The sequence below is a fragment of the Pseudonocardia autotrophica genome (assembly GCF_003945385.1).
GTDB lineage: Bacteria > Actinomycetota > Actinomycetes > Mycobacteriales > Pseudonocardiaceae > Pseudonocardia > Pseudonocardia autotrophica.
Genome location: NZ_AP018920.1, coordinates 1,678,358 through 1,696,211 on the forward strand (window position 1 = coordinate 1,678,358; position 17,854 = coordinate 1,696,211).

Consider the following 17,854-nt stretch of genomic DNA (forward strand, 5'->3'; position numbering starts at 1 on the left):
GTCGACCACCCATCAGGTCCGGTCCCGGTCCAGCCTGGCCGGGATCGGGCCTCCCTCTTCGCGGAAGGATCTCCTTGCCATGTCCGACATTCCGACCACCACCGCCTCGCACCTCGCGGCGTGGATCCACACCCCGCCGCTGCCCGATGCCCCGTTCGCGACCGTGCCGGCCGCGCAGCTGCGCGTCGGTGACCTCATCCACCGCCCGACGCCCGTCGGCGGACACGCCTACGTCCTCGTCGCCCGGGCAGTGCTGGTCGACGGCGTGGTGCAGCTGATGCTGTACGACTGCGACCACCCGCACGGCACCCCCGCCACCTATGGGCCGGGGGATCGGGTGATGCTGGCCTGCCGGGACCTGATCGAGCCCGACGACGGGCTGGCCGCGTGGACCGACGCGCGGTGGCGGCGCGCGCACCGGCGCGGGGCGGCGTTCGCGCTGATCGACCAGATCCACGCCCGCAGCGTCGGCCTGCCACCGGTGGCCGTCGCCGCGGGGGACAGCATCGAGGACGAGATCGACCGGATCCGCGGCCGGGACCCGCTGCCGCCGCGGGCGCTGCTCGCGGGCGAGCTCGCCGACCTGCTGGCCGTGGCATCCGTGGGCGAGCTCTACCTCGACGTCGCCCAGCCTGCGGTCGGCGCGGTCCTCTTGCTGTTCGCCCGCGTCAAGGAGATCGAGCAGTCGGACGGGTCGTGGAACGGCGGCGACATCGTCGCGATCCTCACCGGTTGGTTCGACGAACTCGGGATCGACCCGGAGAGTTCGGTCACCGAGTTGACCGGGCGGGTCGTCACCACTTCCCGGGCCGCCGGCGCGGCACCGCCACCGGGTGAGAGCGGCCCGGCGGGGTTCGCCGAGGTCGATCTGGATCGGGTCGCCGACCTGGTCCGCGCGGCCGGGGTGGAGTGCGTCATCGACACCCCGGGCGGCGGGGTCGCGGTGCTGCTGGCCGGGGCGCCCGCAGCCCAGCCGGCGTGGGCGTTCCCGTGGGCGGTACAGCTGGGTCCGGGCCGGTTCGCCTGGGACGCGCCCGCGACCGGGTCGCTGCGGGACCTGCGTATCGGCCCGGACACCCTGGACCTGAGCCGCACCGTGCTGCTGCGCGAGCTCGGCGCAGTGACCGAGCAGCAGATCGCCGCCGCCGTCCTCACCCAGGCCCGGCTGGCGCATTCCGCTCCCGGGAACGCGCGCGACTGAATGGCGGTGATGGCCCGGCCGGTCCCCGCGACCGGCCGGGCCTCAAGGGGAGGAGGTCCGTGGTGGGGCTGCAGATCGTGCACACCCCCGAGCAGGGGACGGTGCTGGAGGGCACCCGTCGCGGCGACGGCGTGATCGAGGTGTTGCGGACGGCCGGGCTGCGGCGCTGGCGGTGGTCGCGGCAGGTGGGCGAGCACGGCGCCTGGTATCTGCCGGGCACCCGGGACCGGTTGCCGCCGTTCCCGGAGATCGAGCACAGCGCGACGGCGCTGCGGGCGGCCGGGTTCGCGGTGGGGACGTCGGTCGACGATCAGCCGCGGTCGGTGGCCGACGCCGAGGCCGACCGCGCCGCGCGGCTCGATGACCGCGCGCAGCGCCTCACCGAGCGGGCCGAGCGCCACGGCCGGTCCGCCCAGCACCGGGAGAACGCCGCCGCGCGAATCCTGGACGGGATACCGCTCGGGCAGCCGATCCTGGTCGGGCACCACTCCGAGCGGCGGCACCGCCGCGACCTCGACCGGGCCGAGACCCATGACCAGGCCGCGCGGGAACACGACCGGCGCGCCGCGGACGCCGCGCGGGCCGCCGAGGTCGCCGCTGGCCACATGCGGCACCGGGAGAGCCCGCAGGTCGTCGCAGGAAGGCTGGAGCGGCTGCAGGCCCAACGCCGGCAGGTCCAGCGCTCCCTTGACGGTCACAGCACCAGCGGGCGCCGCGCCGCCGGGCGCCAGCAGCTGGAGCCGCGTTCGTTGCCGGCAGGGGAGTACCGCGACCGGCTGCTGGCGCAGGCCTCGCTGCTGGACGCCCAGATCCGGCACTGGAGCGGCGTGCACGAAGCCCACCGCGCGGCAGGCCGGATCGACACCGTCGACTGGGACCAGGTCCGCCCCGGTGACCTGCTGGAGTACCGGGGTCGGTGGGAGGTCGTGCGGCGGGTCAACAAGACCACCGTCACGGTCGTGGTCGACCCGGGCTGGAACGACAAGATCGTCAAGCGGGGCGTCACCGCGCACCGCCCCGCGGCACACGCTCCCGGTGACCGCGAGGCGAACATCCCGCCCGCCCGCGCCCGGCAGACCACCGGCCCCGCAGTGTCGCCGCGTAGTGCCGCGCCCTCCACGCGTCCGCAGCGCGGCGGCGGCCCAACGGCCGGCGCCGGGCCGTAGACCGCTGCATCAAGCTGTCTGTCGCTCCTCGGCGCCGCGCGACGCTGACCGCCACCGCGGCCCACAGGATCGCGGTCGCAACCGAGTTCGCGGCTCCGCAAAGCGCCGCCACCGGCTGGCCAGCGCGCGCGAAGGCGGCTACGGCGAGCAGCAGGCCGCCGAGCGCTCCACGCAGGAAGCCATGCAGGAACAGGATCCTGAGCGCGTCACCGTCGGCGCACAGACGCTTCCCGGAGCTCGGACGAGGCCAACCCGGAACGGCGCATCGGGCGCCCGGGATCGTCGGGCGTTGTGTTGACGGCTGTGGCTCCTCGACCGGTGATGGTTCGGGGTCCTTCGGTCGCGGGGGCGGGGCTGCGCACTCTGGCAGCGCCGTCGGGCGCCGGTCGATGCCCCGGGGCGCGCTGCCGCCCGGGTGAACCGGCGCGAGCTGGCCTCCCCGTCCGGGGACGTCGTTGCTGGCGCCGGTCCACACCGCACGGCGCAGCCCGCGGCCCCGGCCACGCCTCGACGGTCGCCGCCCTGGCCGAGTGCGCCCCGCAGCCGCGGGAGCACCGAACCGCCGAGCCCGAAGCTCGGCCCAGGGAGGACACCATGACCATCACCGACACCCAGCCCGCCTCCACCGAGTCGCCGGCCGAGACCGAGACTGTCAACACCCCGGCCACGCCCGCGGACGCGGGCGCCGACGAGCACGACGGCCCCACCGTGGTCACCCCCGGTACGCCCGATCCGACCAGCGCGGCGCAGACGGTGGGTGAGCTGCTGCTCGCCGACCCGCGGACGTTGGTCGTCGGCGTGAACGTGCGCCGGGACCTGGTGCTCGGCAAGCCGTTCCTGCGGTCGATCGCCGATCGCGGCGTCCGGGAGCCCATCATCGCCCGGCGTACCGCGGACGGGACGCTCGTTGTCCGCAAGGGCAAGCGGCGCACCGTCGCTGCGGTCGAGGTCGGCCGCGACACCGTCCCGGTACTGGTCGAGCCCGGCGACCCCGATTCCGAGATCGAGCCGGGCGAGCTGGACCGGGCCGGCAAGGCACAGCGGGTCGAGCGGATCATCGACCAGCTCGAGGAGAACCAGCACCGCGCCGCCACCACCGACGCCGACGAGGTGCACGCCCACCAGCAGTTGCTCGACCTCGGGCTCACCGCCGGACAGATCGCCCGCCGCACCCACGTCCCGACCGCGCGGGTGAAGGTGACCGCGGCCGTGGCGCGCAGCGAGCTCGCCGCCGCCGTCCTGGACCGCTACGAGGTGACCCTGGACCAGGCCGCGGTGATCGCCGAGTTCGACGACCACACCGACGCCGGCACCGACGCGGTGAAGGTGCTCACGGTGACCGCCGCCAAGGAGCCCGCGCAGTTCGAGCACGTGGCGCAGAAGCTGCGCGACGAGCGCGCCGACGCCGCCCTGCTGGCTGACACCGTCCGGGAACTGGCCGACCAGGGGATCATGATCGTCGACCCGGAACAGGCCGGCACCGCCCGCCAGATCAGCGGGCTGCGCCCGACTGCCGAGTCGCCCAGTGGTGCCGAGCTGACCGGCGAGGCCCACCGCAGGTGCCCGGGGCGGGCGGCGAGCGTGGAGGTCCGCCGCGGTTGGGATCGGGAGCCGCAGCTGCGGGTCGTGCACTGGTGCACCGACCCCGACACCCACCAGCACGCGGCCCGCTGGACTCAGGTCACCGCTGGTGGCGCCAGCAGCGGCAGCCCGGACGGGTCGAGCGCGGCGGGGATGAGCGATGAGGACAAGGTCCAGCGGCGCCTGGTGATCGCGAACAACAAGGCGTGGGACTCCGCGACCACGGTCCGCCGGCAGTGGCTGCGGACGTTCCTGGCCCGCAAGACCCCGCCGCGGGACGCGCTGGTGTTCATCGCGGTCACTCTCGGGCGGGGTGGACATGACCTGCGCCGGGCGATGGAGTCCGGGCACCCCACCGCGTGTGAGGTTCTCGGCCACGAACCGGTCGGCAGCGTCTACACCGGCCGCCCGCACCCCATCGCCGAGGCCGCGCGGACCGCCTCGCCGCAGCGGGCGACCCAGCTGGCACTGGCAGTCCTGCTCGGCGCCGCCGAGGACGCCACCGACCGGCAGACCTGGCGGTCCTCGGAGGCAGGCCACCGCGCCTACTTCACCGCGCTGCGCGAGTGGGGTTACCCGATGTCCCCGGTCGAGCAGCTCGTCCTGCCCGACCCCGACCAGCCGGGCGACGCCGACCAGAACGACGCCGACGCCACCGGCTCGGACGCTGACGAGGACACCGGTGACCGTTACAGCGACGGCGAGCACGGCGGCGTCGCCCCGGCCGACCAGGGCACCGACGCCATCCGACCCAGCAGCGGCTACGGCGAGTCCACGGCCGACGACGGGTCGACCGGCTGAACCCAGGTCGGTGGGGCCGCCGCGTTGGCGGCCCCACCGACCGATCACCCCACACCTCGGAAGGAGATCGCTGATGTTCCCGCAGTGCTTCACCCGGTACGACTGGTGCCGCAGCTACGTCCTGCCCGCCGACGTCACCGCGACGATCCCGCTCACCGGCAGCGTCGGCATGTTCGGCGCGCACAACGCCGCCCGCGGCCTGCTCGTCGAGGTCTGCCGGCACACCGTCGCAGCCCCGGTCGCGCTGGACTACCGCGAGACCGAGCTCGCCGACGGCGACATCCTCGTCGACGTCACCGTCACCGCCCGCCGTCCCGACGGGACGACGTTGGTGGTCGCCACCGTGAGCCGGGCCCGCCGTCGCCCGCCCGACCGCACCGGGGACTGGACGTTGACCATCGACGGGGTACGCCACGTCGAGCAGGATCGGGTCTGGCCGCCGTCCCTGTCGATGCAGGGCCACATGGTCGCCTGCCTGGCTCCGCGCCCATCAGCCACCGGCGCCGACCGCTGACCGTCACCCGGCGGCGCTTCGCGTAGCGTCGCCGGCCGGATCAGTTCCCCGTGTTGACCGCGAGTGAGCCCTTGTCAAGGGTCGGCGACAGCCATCTCATCGAAGCCGTCGTATGTCGCCGGCCAGGGCGGATCCGCGCGCACGCCGCGAGATCGAACTGCCCGGCAAGTTCGGCGACCCGGACGCCGACGTGCCGTCGACGGCCGCCCGCCCGGCGCAGGCTCGGTTCCGTTCCTCGGTGCTGCGGTAGCAGGCGAACATGTGCCGCTGAGCGGTGGCGAGCTGTCCGGGTCGGCGACGGTCCCGCGCATCGGGGTCGAACGCTCCGGGGGTCGGTGCGGGGGCTGGTCACGCCGCCACGGACAACTCCGGAAAGGGCCGGTCACCCGCGGTAGCGGCGTGGAGGCGACCAGGGATCGGACGTTGCGGAGGTTCCAGACGGACATGAGCGGTCTGGTGCTCGTCATCGCCGGTCCTCCCCAGCCGAAGGTGGTGTCCGGGGGAGGCGCCCGAAGGTCAGCACAACGCGGTGGGGCGAGCGGCGATGAACCCGCCGGCCCAGTCCGATCGGGTGGGACGAGCCTCGCTGCGCTCGGACGCCTGGCGGCGTTCCCACCCCGATCCGACGAGCCCGGGTTCCCCGCCGTCCCTGCGGGACCCCACCGCGCCGCGCTGAGGCCAGGGCCGCGTCACCCACCGACACCCCGCTCCGATGAGAGGAACCCGAGATGAACAAGATCACCGTCCACGGCAACGTCACCGACAAGCCCACGCTGCGGTTCGCCCGCTCCGGTGTCCCGGTCGCCACCTTCACCGTCGCGACCAACCGGCGCCGGCTCAACCGGGGCACCGGACGCTGGGTTGATCTGCCCGCGGTGTTCCACCGGGTGGTGTGCTTCAACGGCCTCGCCGAGAACGTCGCCGCCAGCCTGGACAAGGGCGCCACCGTCGCGGTCACCGGCGAGTTCGCCGATGACTCCTTCAAGCGCGAAGACGGCACCAGCGTGCGGCGGATCCAGATCGAGGCCGCCGACGTCGCCGCCAGCCTCCGCTACGCCAGCGCCACCCTGGACAAGAACCCCCGCAACGGCTCCGACGCCGCTGCGGCGGAGCCCGGCGACGAGGCGCGCGCCGACCGCGACGACACCGGCGGCGAGCCGGCCGAGTCCGACGCGGGCGACCGGCCCTCGCTGGAGCTCGTCGGCTCCGAGTGAGCCATCCGGCAGTGGGCCCGGACCACCCGGTCCGGGCCCATCGCCGTGCTCTGCCCGCTCCTGCCCGCTGTCCGGCGTCGGCCGCCGGTGGTGTCGAACGCGTCGCTCCTCGCGTCGTCGGCGCACCGTGCCCGCCACTCGCGGCCACGCGCCAGCCACGGGCCCGCCGCGCCCGGGCGGCACGGTCGCGGCGCGGCCCTGCGGAGCGGCGGGTCGCTCCCGGTGCCCCGACGCGAGGAGGACCACCATGACCCACACCTCGACCGACCAGACCACGTACCGGCAAGCCGATCCGCAGGCGCCTCCGGATCGCCTGCGGCCGCAGCCGCTCGCGGCGGCCGCGTTGCGGGCCGTCGCCGCGGGATGGGCGGTGTTCCCCGTGCGGCCGCGCGGCAAGGTCCCGGCGGTGCGGGGCTGGGAGGACGCCGCCACGCTCGACCCCGACCGGATCCTCGCCTGGTGGGCCGGTGCCGCCTGGAACATCGGGGTGGCGGCCGGACGGTCCGGTTTGCTCGTGATCGACCTCGACGTGCCCGCCACCCGCCCGCACGCCGCTGCCGAGGCGGCCGGGGGCTGTCCGTTTCGCGACACCGGACGCAACGTGGCGGACGACACCGACCCGGTCGGCGTTGCCGAGGCGGTCAACGGGTCGGCCGTGCTGCGCAGGCTCGCCGCCGACGCTGCTGCCGCGTCGCCGTGGGACACCTTCACGGTCGCCACCCCGTCCGGGGGACGACACCTGTACTTCCGCCAGCCCGACGACGCCGGACTGCGCAACACCCAGGGTGCGCTCGGCCCGCTGATCGACACCCGCGGCCACGGCGGCTACGTCCTGGCGCCCGGGTCCCGGGGCTCCGGCACCCGTCGGTACCGGATCGTGCACGATGCCCCGGTCGCCGAGCTGCCCGCGTGGCTGCACGACTCCCTCTCTACGACCCTAGCGCCGTCCTCCCACACCGATGACCAGGTCCCGAGCGAGGAACCTGCGGCCGACGATGGCGGCGCAGCCGGCGGCACGGCGTCGGTGGTCTCCGCGGCTCGTGTCGAGGCTTACCTGCGCGCGGTCGTCGACGGCGAGTCCCGGGCCGTTGCTGCCGCGCCCGTCGGGATGCGACACACCACCCTGCTGCGCGCCGCCCGCAGGCTCGGCCAGTGGGTCGGCAGCGGCGCTCTCACCGGCGCTGACATGCAGGCGGTCCTCACCGCGGCGGCGGGCGGCTACGTCGGCATCGACGGCTACACCGCGCGTCAGGTCGAGCGCGATATCACCGACGGACTCGCCTACGGCGCGGCCCACCCCCGGTACATCGACGACCTTCCCGACCGGCCCGGCGCCCGCCCGTCCGACACGCGTAGGTAGCCGGCCCAGCCGTCCGAGACGACAGGCGATCTCTCCGGTGCACGGCGGCGCGGTGCCCGCAAGCGCAGCACACCGCGGCGGGGCGGGCGACCCACCGGCGGGACCCCGGTCCGAGGCGGTGCCGCGGGGCCTCGCTCCGCTCGGACGCCTCCGGCGTCGCCACCGCTCGAAGGAGCCCCACCGCCGGGGTCGTCCCTGCGGGACCCCGCCCCGGCGCGCCGACCTCGGGCCCGTCACGCCACCGCCAACCCGGGAGCCCGCCATGCCGACCCACCACCCGTCCCTTCCCCAACACGCCCGGCCACGCCGCCGCACGTTCACCGCGCCGCTGCTCGTCGCCTCCCAGCTGGTCGTCGTGTCCGCGGCCGCAGTCCTCGCCAACTTCGGCTGGACCAGCTGCTACAAGCCCGACCACCAGAGGCTCCGGCACCACGACCGCGCCGACACCTCCCCGGCCCGCCGCCGCAGGCCCGGCAACCATCACCAGGGCGGAGAGCCCACCGGGTCGGCCGTTGCACCGGTCCCGACCGGTCGACCTGCAGACGGCCTGTCCGCGGGCGTCGACGCTGCCGGCGGTGATGGCGACAAGTCCGACGGCGGCAGGCCGGACGGTGAGGGGAACGGCGGTGGCGGGCCCTGCGACCTCGGCGCTTCGATGGCGGCTGTCCCCGCCGTGGACGTCGTCGCGGAGCAGACGGCCACCGCGCACTGGTTCGTCACCGCCGCGCTGGACGGCCGCCTCGGTGACGCCCACCGGCAGGCCGCGCAGACCGCGGTGACGGTCGCGACCGAACACGGTTTCGTCGACGACCCGACACGGGTCGCCGAGGCACTGGTCGTGTTCCTGCACCCCGACCACCGCTGACCGGCTGGCGGGGGTGCCGGCCGGCACCCCCGCTGGTGCGCTACGCAGCCGTACCGCTGCGACGGTTGATGCGCAGCACGTGGCCACCACGCTCTCGGTCCCGCCGTGGTTGCGTTCGCCGTGGTCACCTTGCCGGTGGCAGCCTTCCCCGTGGTCGTCGACCGCGGCCCGTCGCCGTCCTCCAGAGCGCGCGGCCGGGGTGGTGGCCGGGGCCGCGAGGTCGGGTTGCGGCCGGTGTGGGGGTCTGGCCTCCGGCGCCCGGCACCGATGGATCGCCCCGAGGGTCAGCACACCGGGGCGGGGCGAGCGGCGATGAACCCGGGCCCGTCCGACCGGGTGGGACGAGCCTCGCTGCGCTCGGACGCCTCCGGCGTTCCCACCCGGTCGGACGAGCCCAGAACCCCCGCCGTTCCTTCGGGACCCCGCCCCGGCGTGCTGAGGCAAGCCGCGTTCCAGCGACACCGAGCACCGGAGGCCCTGATGAGCACCACCCCGAACTCCCGCACCGACCTCGCTCGGATCGAGGTCACCGAGTCCGACACCCGCGCGACCCGCCTGCAGGTTCTGGAGACTCAGGTGTGCGAGGTCCGCGACGACCTCGCCGACGCCGCGGCGTCCGCCGACCCCGCCCAGGCACTGGGCGCGGTGGAGCAGCTGGCCACGCTGCTCCAGCACACCCTGCAGGAACTCGCCCACCTGGCCTGGGAGACCAGCCCCCGATAGACGGAAGCCGGCCGGGCGGCGCCCCCGCCCGGCCCGCCGACACCCCGCGGGCACCCGGTGTCGCCGTCGCTAGCGCAGCTCCGCGGCCTCGTCGGCAACGCGCTACAACCGCGCGGCGGACCCGCGTTCCGCAGCTGATGGGCGGATCTGGACACACGCCGCGGTATTCTCCCAGGTCAGCGAGCGGGAGCAGGTCCGGAAGCGGCGAAAATACTGGACACACGTTCGATCGGTGTTCGAACTGTTGAGCTGCTGGAACTCATGTAACGTCTGGACACGTGCACGTACGAGTGTCGACACGGCGAAACAAGGACGGCACCGCGGTGCGGTACCTGCAGCTGACCCACAACGAGTGGGACCCGACCACGAAGACCTCGCGGCCCAAGGTGCTGCACAGCTTCGGCCGGGAGGACCAACTCGACCGCGACGCGATCAAGCGCCTGGTCGCGTCGCTGACGAGGCTGCTCGACCCGGCCACCGCTCTGACCGGCTCGCAGGCGCCCGGGGCGGCGGGGCTGGCGTTCACCTCCTCGCGCCCGGTCGGCGGCACCCTGGTCCTCGACGCGTTGTGGCGCCGCCTCGGGATCGACACCGTCATGACCCGGCTGCTCACCGGGCGCAAGCGCGACCCGCGCACCGAGCGGGTGCTGTTCGCGCTGGTGGCGAACCGGGCGCTGGCGCCGGGTTCGAAGCTGGCCGCCGCGGGCTGGGTGAACCGCCGCGCGCACATCGACGGCCTGGCCGAGACCTCCGACGACGCCTGCTACCGGGCGATGGACTGGCTCCTCGACATCGCCCCCGATCTGGAACGGGAGGTGTTCTGGCAGGTCGCGACCCTGCTCGATCACGAGGTCGACCTGCTGTTCTTCGACACCACCTCCACCTACTTCCAGACCGACGAGCCCGACGACCCGCTCGCCCGTGACGTCCGCGGGCGCCCGGTCCCCGACCAGGACCCCGGCGACGGCGACGGCGACGGCGACGGCGACGGCGACGGCGACGGCGACGGCGACGGCGAGGGCGAGGACACCGGCGGCGGGGTGGGGTTCCGGACTTACGGCAAGTCGAAGGACTCCCGTGACGACCTGCCCCAGGTCGTGATCGGCATGGCCGTCACCCGCGCCGGGATCCCGGTGCGGGTGTGGTGCTGGCCGGGCAACACCACCGACTCGGCGCTGATCCGCCAGGCCCGCGAGGACATGCGGGACTGGACCCTGGCGAGGGTGATGTGGGTCGCGGACCGCGGGTTCTCCTCGACGCAGAACCGCAGGGAGCTGCGCCGCGGCGGCGGGCACTACATCATCGGAGAGAAGCTCCGCTCCGGTTCCGCGGAGGCCACCGCGGCGCTGTCCCGCCAGGGCCGCTACAGCCATGTCCGGGACAACCTGCAGGTCAAAGAGGTCAAGATCGCCGCTGATGAGCGGTTCGTGATCTGCTTCAACCCTGAGCAGGCCGAACGGGACGCCGCGCTGCGCGAGGTCATGGTCGGCAAGCTCACCGCGCTCATCGCCGACACCGACCGGCTCACGGTGACCAAGCGGGCCGAGCTGCGCGGGCGCATCTCGACCATGCCCGGGCTCAACCGGTTCCTGCGCGTCACCCCGAAGGGCCTGCTCCGCGTCGACCGCAAGAAGATCGCCGGCGAGGTGAACCTGGACGGGAAGTACCTGCTGCGCTGCTCGGACCCGCACCTGTCCGCGGAGGACATCGCGCTGGGCTACAAGCAGCTGTTGCAGGTCGAACGCGGCTGGCGCGACATGAAGACCACCCTGGAACTGCGCCCGGTCTATCACCGCCTCGAAGAACGCATCCGTGCCCACGTCATCCTCTGCTGGCTCGCGCTGCTCCTGGTCCGCATCGTCGAGACCACCACCGGTGCTACCTGGAACCGCGTCCGCGAGGACCTCCAAGACCTGCACGTCGGCACCTTCACCGGCCCCGCCGGCACGTTCCGCCAACGCACCGAGCTGACCACCGCCCAGCGCGACATCCTCGCCAAGCTCGACATCAACGCACCCAAGAAGATCATCGAACTCGGGCCCGCCACAACGCTCTGACCAGCACGAACCTCACCGCCTGGACACACGCCCGTCCGGGCGGCCTTCGGCGTTCTCGCAGGTCAACCCCCAGATTCCGTGTCCAGCACCGACATCAGCTGCGGAACCCGGGGCGGACGGCGCCGAGCCGCACCCCACCCAGCAGGCCGAGCCGGTTTCACGACAACTCGTTGGCCCAACCGCGGGTCCGCGTCGGAGCTCGTGACCCTTCTCAGTCCGCCGTCGGTGCCGTCCGCAGCAGCAGGTCCCGCCCGACGGCTGAGCGTTCCGAGAGCATCACGACGTTGTAGTCGTCCGCGTCGGGAGTCACCACGTAGCTCACGTAGGTGCCGGTGGGCTGTGGCTCCGACCCCTTGTCCGGTGCCCTGGACAGGTAGGTCCAGGCATCGTCGACGAGTCTCACGCATGCAATGCCGTGCGCCTGTGCGTACCGCAGCGCGCCGCTCTGGAAGCCGGAAGCGGCCACTATGACGCCCTTCTGGGCGCCGGTCGACTGCATCTTCGTGAGGAGCACCTGGACGTGCTCGCGCTTGACCGCAGAGGAGTGGCGTTTGCACTCGAACAGGACGAGGAAGTCCAGGCCGGCCAGCCGGAAGCGCACGGTGACGTCGATGACGTACGTACCGTCGTACCCCTCGACGGGATCGAGGTGCTGGACCTGCCAGTCGGCGATGTCCGGGCTCATCGTCTTGGCGATCTCCGCAACGGCCTGCTCGTATTGGGCGGGGGTCAGGGTGAAGGCCGGCCAGTGGTCGGGGTGGTCGTCGGCCGCGATGGCGGGATCGGGTAGTCCGGGCATCAGTCGACCGCCACGGGCAGGACGTCGGCGAACTCGAGGTCGTGGGCGTCGTCCTGAGCTTCCTGGGCCACCCGCCGCAGCAGTGCCACCCGGGAGGCATCGCTGCCGACGCATTCGGCGAGCGTGTCGTCGTCGGCCATAAGAATCGCCGCCGGGTCGGTGAGGCCCTGGCGGAGCAGGCGCAACAGGTCCGGCCGACCGAGTACGCCGTCCGCGTGCAAGGCCAGCGGGACGAGTTCGGCGGGGATTCCGAATTCCAGCTGGACCGGGAGCTGCCCGGCCAGCCGGTCGAGCTCCGCGCCGGGGTGCAAGCACCGAGCGATCTCGACGACGGCACCAATGACGTCCTGCGTCCGCGCCGCGACTGCCCGGGCCGACCCTGCGGCGTCGTTGCCGGGCAGGTGCTTCATAAGCAGTTCCTCCAACCGACCGATGGCGACGCCCCCGGTCCAGAGCAGGCAGGCGACGACACGCTTCGCTCGGGCGATGCCGACCGCGGCGTCGTGCGCGGCCGGGAGCGCGGCAAGCATCCGCTCGGCCGTCCGGTGGCGGCGCAATTCGGTGAAGAAGGTCTGCTGCTCTCTCTGCCAGCCCCGCTTGTTGACCCTGATGCGCACCTCGTCCAGCTCGTCGGTGAGCTGGGCGGCGGCGATCAACGTAGCTCGGTTGAGGTGGGCCGTGGGCAGGGTCCGCAGAACCCGCGCCACGCGGACGGCCGAGGACACCCGCAGGCCGCTCTGCGCCACGTAGGTGCCGAGCTCGGTCAGTGCGAGACCGGACGGCCCCGACGTCATCAGGTCCACGGACACAAGCTCGTCGAGCGTCGACGACACCGTGGCGGCGGGGAACGGGTCCACTCCGGCGGTGGTGCGGTGCTGGTGGGCCGCGAAGCTGTTCGCCAGGAAATCGCGGACATCGTCTTCGGCCAGGTGTTCTCCACGCCGCGCGGCGACGGCCACGACGCGGAGCACGAGGGTGTAGACGTCCTGGCAGACGTCCAGTAGCTGGGAGTGCAGGTCTTCGGGATCCGCTGAGACGTAGCCCTCCCAGCGGCGCTGGGCGTCGACGGGCCCGTTGACGACGAGGACCGACCGACCGACGGCTGTGAGCCCGAGCCTGCCTGCGCGTCCAGCAATGTTCTTGTACTCCGCCACGGTGTAGGGCGTCGTCGTCCCTGCTGCTCCCGGGTGGTCCAGCTCGACGATGACGACGGTCTCGGCGGGCAGGTTGACTCCTTGCGCCAGGGTCGTGGTGGAGACCAGGACGCGGATCCGACTGTCCGGTGCGCGGAACTGCTCTTCTAGGACGATCTTCTCGTCGCGGGCGAGGTCGGAGATGTGGAAGGCGGCGCCCCCTGCCAGGCAGCGGCGGAGCTCCGACAGCACCACGCTGGGATCGGCACTGGCCAGTCCGTCCAGGGCCGTTGTTGCCGCCGGCAGCCCCAGGGAGTCGGCGAGGTAGCGCGCGCAGAACCGGGTCGCCCCACGGGTGCTGCGGAACACGATGACCTGCTGGCCATCGGCGACCAGCTTGGCCACCAGGGGGATGACCAGATCGCGGTTGCGCTGGACCCACCCCGCGGGCGCGATCAATGGCTCGGTCGCCTCGGACCCGTCCTCTGCTAGGTGGCGGAACACGCCGTCGGGACCGAGCACCCCTTCCAGCAGGGGTACCGGCCGCTCGTTCCGACGGATCACCGTGGCCTCGAGCCAGCTGTCCAGCCCACCGAGGTCGCCCAGCACTGCCGAGAGCGCGACGACCTGCGGCGCGACACCGACTGCGCGGCGAACCTTGAGCAGCGTCAGGAGGAACTCCAGGTAGGCGCCCCTCCCACGGTCAACGAGGGTCTGCACCTCGTCGATCACGACGACGGACAGCATCTTGAGGAGGTGTGGGTTGCCGAGCGCTAGCCCGGCGAACTTCTCATAGGTCAGCACAGCGAGGTCGAACTGCCCCTGCAACAGCGCCGGTACGTCGTCGCTGTGCTCGCCGGTGGCCCGCAGCACGTGCAGCCCGACCGGGCGGTAGGTGGCCGCGAACCTGTCGTACTGCTCGTTGACCAGCGCCTTGGTTGGGAGAAGGAAGACCGAACGGCCGCCGACCCGGGCTGCGCGCACCGCAGCGAGCTCGCCGAGCATCGTCTTGCCCGATGAGGTGGGCGCGACGGCGAGGACGTTGCCGCCCCGCAGAAGATCCCCTTCGTTGATCGCCGCGATCTGCAGCGGGTTCAGACACCGGATGCGGGTGGACCACGCGTCCAGCACCGTCTGCGGCACTCCGTGGTCGCGGAGGCCGGCCAGGTCTTCCGTCGCGGGGGTCATCGCTGTTTGCGGGTACAGCTCCGAGTACAGCGGTCCTGTCGCCGCGAACACGGGCCACACGAGCTCTCCGTCCAGATGCCCGCGCAGGCTGGGCTCCTGCCGCGCAGCTACGGTGCCGGACGCCTTGGCCTTGACCTCCCGCACCACGTACGCCAGCAGGTCGTACAGGGCGACCTGATGGGCACCCGGCGCAGCGGCCCCGAGCAGTGCCTGGATCAGGTGGTAGGTCAGCAGACCGTGACCGAGCCGCGGGTCCTCCCACGCCTCCTGGTCGCCGGTAGATGCGGTCAGGATTAGCCGTCCGACTCCGGCCATCCGGTCCAATCTCGCCTCGGTCGAGGCGGGCAGGCCGCCGGGGGCGCCGCGGGGAATCAGCGGGGCGTTGAGCACCTTCGCCCCGGCACCGCCCGAAAAGCAGCAGTCCAGCACGACGACGAGTTGTCGGGCTGGGATAGCACTGACGAGGTCGGTGAACTCGTCGAGGGAGATCGACGAGGTCGGCAGGTTCTCCGGGTCGGCGTCGTGGGTGACGAGCTCGTGGGTGTCGCTGCCGTGTCCCGAGAACGCCACGACCACGACGTCATCGGCGGTGCTGCGTCGCCGGAGGTCCTCGAGCGCCGCCAGGACCGCCGGTCGCGTCGCGGTAGCATCGGTCAGCAGGGTGCTGGTCCCGCCGAGGTTGTCGGAGAAGACAGCGTGCAACGCGGTCACGTCGCGGACGGCGGACACGAGGCGGCGCACGGCGCGTGACTGGTACCGGTCGACCCCGACGAATAGCCCGCGGAAGTGTCGCGCTGCGCTCTCCTGCTCGTCGCCCACCAAACCCTGCTCCCGCTCTCGCCGAACGATGATCCCGATGTCAGCGGTGACGCCGAGTAGTTGCAGCGACACTATCCGGGCGACCCGTTCGTCCGGCAGTGGACCCCACCACTGACACCCCGCGAGCGGTCCTGGGCGCGGCCCCGGGTGCAGAGCGACCCGATGGATGACCGCTTCCTTGTCGCCGTGCACACCGAGCTGAACAGCCGGGTCTGGAGAGCAGGGGCGGGAATGCAGGTCGGGGGAAGCAGCGTCTCGTGAGCCGCGCGCGACGCGCTCGATGGCCACGCTCCGGATGCCGACAGACTCGACCTCGCCGTCACCGCGTACATCGGCGTACTCGTTCGTGAGTGGTGTGGCTCTGGAGATCACCGTACGCAGCGAGATATCAGTGCTTGCAATGCTTCCGCATGCGGTCGATGCGTGGTCGCTGCGGAACGGGGGCGTTCCGAGGTCGGCGCGGCCGACAAGTCGCCATACCGAGAGTTACCGGTTGAGCAGAGGCTCGGGTCACGTGCGACTGGGCGGGACGCGGTGACCACGCTGCCGCAGCGCTTGGCTGGTGCCATCGGCGGCCGTGGAGCGCAGCGAGCAGGGTCACGAACTGGCGCGTCGTCGGGTGCGGGCTGAGGGTCCGCGGCAGCGTCAGATCGTCGTGCGCTTGTCCGATGCCGAGCTGGTCGTGGTCCGGGAGCGTGCGGCGTTGGCTGGTCTGGCGGTGGGCGCCTGGGTCGGCCAGACCGTGCTCGCCGTCGCGACGGGCGGCTCCGACGCCGTGGTCGGGCTGCCTGATCTGCTGCGGTTGCACGTGGACGCGGTTTCCGTCGAGCGTGCTGCGAGGGCGGGCGGTGCCCGGCTCGAGGATGTGATGGAGATGCTTGTCCGGCTCGACGCCGCCGTCGATGCGGTCATCGCAGAGCTCGAACGGCCGCGTCGATGATCACGAAGGTAGTGCACGGGTGGAGGGTCGGCGGGTTGATCGCGTACTTGATGGGGCCGGGCCGCGCGCAGGAGCACGTGCGTCCGCGGGTCGTGGCGAGTTGGGACGGGCGGGACGCTGCGTGGCAGCCGCCTCAACACGGTGATGGCAAATCCGGCCGGGATCTCGGGCCGCTGATCCGGGCGCTTCGCGCACCCGCGGTGGCCGCCGGGCTGCCCGAGCACGACGACGAAGGCAAGCGGGGGTACGTGTGGCACTGCTCGGCCCGCGTTGCGGGCGGCGACCGGGTGTTGTCGGACGCCGAGTGGGCTGAGATCGCTCGTGAGCTGCTCGACGGGGCCGGGGTCGCGGCCCGGGATGACGCGGGCGGGCCACGGTGGGTGGCGATCCGGCACGCCGATGACCACATCCACATCGCGGTGGTGCTGGTGCGGCAGGACGACTGCCGCCGAATCTGGCCCCGCCGCGACTATCCGCGGCTGCGGGAGGCCGCACAGCGGATCGAGCGGCGGCTGGGGCTGACGGTGACCGCGTCGGCGGATGGGACGGCAGCGCGGGCTCCGGGGCGCGGGGAGTTGGAGAAGGCGCGGCGGCAGGGCCGTGAGCCGGCGCGGGTCGAGCTGGCCCGGGCAGCACGCAACGCGGCCGTAGGGTCCGATGGCCTCGCCGGGTTCGTCGCGGCGCTGAAAGGAGCCGGATACCTGATAGAGCTGCGGCGGGCGCCGTCAGGTGATCCGCTCGGTTACAAGGTGGCGCGCCGCGGCGATGTCACCGCGGCCGGCGGGACGGTGTTCTACAGCGGAAGCAAGCTGGCCCCTGATCTGTCGTTGCCGCGGTTGCTGCGGGCCTGGGATGAGGCCGCGCAGGGCTCGGACACGGCGGCTCCCATGGAGGCGGCGCGGCGGCGGGTGGAGGGTGCGCGGGCCGCGGTGGGCGCGGCGCGGCGCGGCGCCGGTAGCGAGGACGCGGATGGCATCGCGCACGCGACCCGGGATTTTCTGATCGGGATGGGGGGCTGGTCGGACGAGCTGGGCGCGGCCGCCGAGGTGTTCGATCGGGCCGCTCGACCGCCACGGGGCGTCGCGGCAGCGCCGGGTCCGTCGGGGGCAGGGCTGCGTCGGGTGGCCCGGCAGCTGGTGCGGCGGCGCGGCATGCTCGGGGTGCCGGACGAACCCGGAGCGGCGATGGTGGCCTTGGCCGTCGCGGTGGCGGCCCTGCTCCGCGAGATCGCGGCGTGGCAGCGGGAACGCGACCGTGAGCACCAGGCTGCCGCGGCAGGGGCGGCGGCGGACACGGTCGGCCGGTGGGCCGCCGGGCGGGCGACGGGGCCGGTGACCGAGGGTGTTCTGGTCGACCACGGATCCGCAGCACGCCGACCACGCATCGACCGTCCGGTCCCGCGACGCTCCGGTCAGCCGCGCGGCTGAAAGGGTGTCGCGCCCGGGTTCGTGGTCGGAGGCGGGGATCGGATGCCACGTAATCGCCAAGCGGTC

General features: G+C 73.1%; 14 protein-coding genes. 12 read left to right on the forward strand and 2 right to left on the reverse strand.

Annotated features, from left to right (window positions below; all coding sequences use genetic code 11):
• Window positions 1-79 precede the first annotated feature (79 nt).
• From Pdca_RS35400 to Pdca_RS08185, 10 genes are all read left to right on the forward strand, one after another.
• Entirely contained in the window at window positions 80-1,201 is a 1,122-nt protein-coding gene (locus Pdca_RS35400; protein WP_158092373.1) for a hypothetical protein, read from the forward strand.
• A 62-nt stretch (window positions 1,202-1,263) separates the two neighbouring features.
• Window positions 1,264-2,367, forward strand: a complete 1,104-nt coding sequence (locus tag Pdca_RS08150; protein ID WP_170205947.1) for a DUF3560 domain-containing protein — start codon at window positions 1,264-1,266, stop codon at window positions 2,365-2,367.
• Between the two features lie 594 nt (window positions 2,368-2,961).
• Window positions 2,962-4,749 (forward strand): ParB/RepB/Spo0J family partition protein, encoded by a 1,788-nt coding sequence (locus Pdca_RS08155; RefSeq protein WP_085916668.1) that lies wholly within the window; start codon window positions 2,962-2,964, stop codon window positions 4,747-4,749.
• Window positions 4,750-4,822: 73 nt separating this feature from the next.
• Entirely contained in the window at window positions 4,823-5,263 is a 441-nt protein-coding gene (locus tag Pdca_RS08160) for a hypothetical protein (protein ID WP_085916669.1), read from the forward strand.
• Between the two features lie 112 nt (window positions 5,264-5,375).
• Window positions 5,376-5,513, forward strand: coding sequence for a hypothetical protein (locus tag Pdca_RS35405; protein WP_166665916.1), 138 nt, complete (start codon window positions 5,376-5,378; stop codon window positions 5,511-5,513).
• 478 nt (window positions 5,514-5,991) lie between these two features.
• Window positions 5,992-6,477: a single-stranded DNA-binding protein gene (gene ssb, locus Pdca_RS08165; protein WP_085916670.1), complete on the forward strand. Its 486-nt coding sequence runs from the start codon at window positions 5,992-5,994 to the stop codon at window positions 6,475-6,477.
• Between the two features lie 247 nt (window positions 6,478-6,724).
• Window positions 6,725-7,837, forward strand: a complete 1,113-nt coding sequence (locus Pdca_RS08170) for a bifunctional DNA primase/polymerase (protein ID WP_085916671.1) — start codon at window positions 6,725-6,727, stop codon at window positions 7,835-7,837.
• 262 nt (window positions 7,838-8,099) lie between these two features.
• A complete protein-coding gene (locus Pdca_RS08175; protein ID WP_085916672.1) occupies window positions 8,100-8,702 on the forward strand; it encodes a hypothetical protein in 603 nt (200 codons plus the stop codon).
• Between the two features lie 480 nt (window positions 8,703-9,182).
• The gene (locus Pdca_RS08180) at window positions 9,183-9,425 is read left to right on the forward strand and encodes a hypothetical protein (RefSeq protein ID WP_085916673.1); all 243 of its coding nucleotides are present in this window, start codon (window positions 9,183-9,185) and stop codon (window positions 9,423-9,425) included.
• Between the two features lie 278 nt (window positions 9,426-9,703).
• Window positions 9,704-11,482, forward strand: coding sequence for an IS1634 family transposase (locus Pdca_RS08185; RefSeq protein ID WP_125911307.1), 1,779 nt, complete (start codon window positions 9,704-9,706; stop codon window positions 11,480-11,482).
• A gap of 211 nt (window positions 11,483-11,693) precedes the next feature.
• On the opposite strand, the gene Pdca_RS08190 is transcribed toward Pdca_RS08185, so the two are convergent.
• Together Pdca_RS08190 and Pdca_RS08195 are read right to left on the reverse strand one after the other, a co-directional pair.
• Window positions 11,694-12,281, reverse strand: coding sequence for a restriction endonuclease (locus tag Pdca_RS08190; RefSeq protein WP_158092206.1), 588 nt, complete (start codon window positions 12,279-12,281; stop codon window positions 11,694-11,696).
• Window positions 12,281-15,709, reverse strand: coding sequence for a DEAD/DEAH box helicase (locus tag Pdca_RS08195; protein WP_125911316.1), 3,429 nt, complete (start codon window positions 15,707-15,709; stop codon window positions 12,281-12,283). Before Pdca_RS08195 ends, Pdca_RS08190 begins: the two co-directional genes overlap by 1 nt.
• 289 nt (window positions 15,710-15,998) lie before the next feature.
• Between Pdca_RS08195 and Pdca_RS08200 the strand changes: the two genes are divergently transcribed.
• Window positions 15,999-16,361 carry a hypothetical protein gene (locus Pdca_RS08200; RefSeq protein WP_125911317.1) on the forward strand — a complete coding sequence of 121 codons (363 nt, stop codon included), beginning with the start codon at window positions 15,999-16,001 and terminating at the stop codon, window positions 16,359-16,361.
• 35 nt (window positions 16,362-16,396) lie between these two features.
• On the forward strand, window positions 16,397-17,788 hold the full coding sequence (locus Pdca_RS08205; protein WP_125911318.1) for a relaxase/mobilization nuclease domain-containing protein: 1,392 nt from the start codon (window positions 16,397-16,399) through the stop codon (window positions 17,786-17,788).
• Window positions 17,789-17,854: the final 66 nt, after the last annotated feature.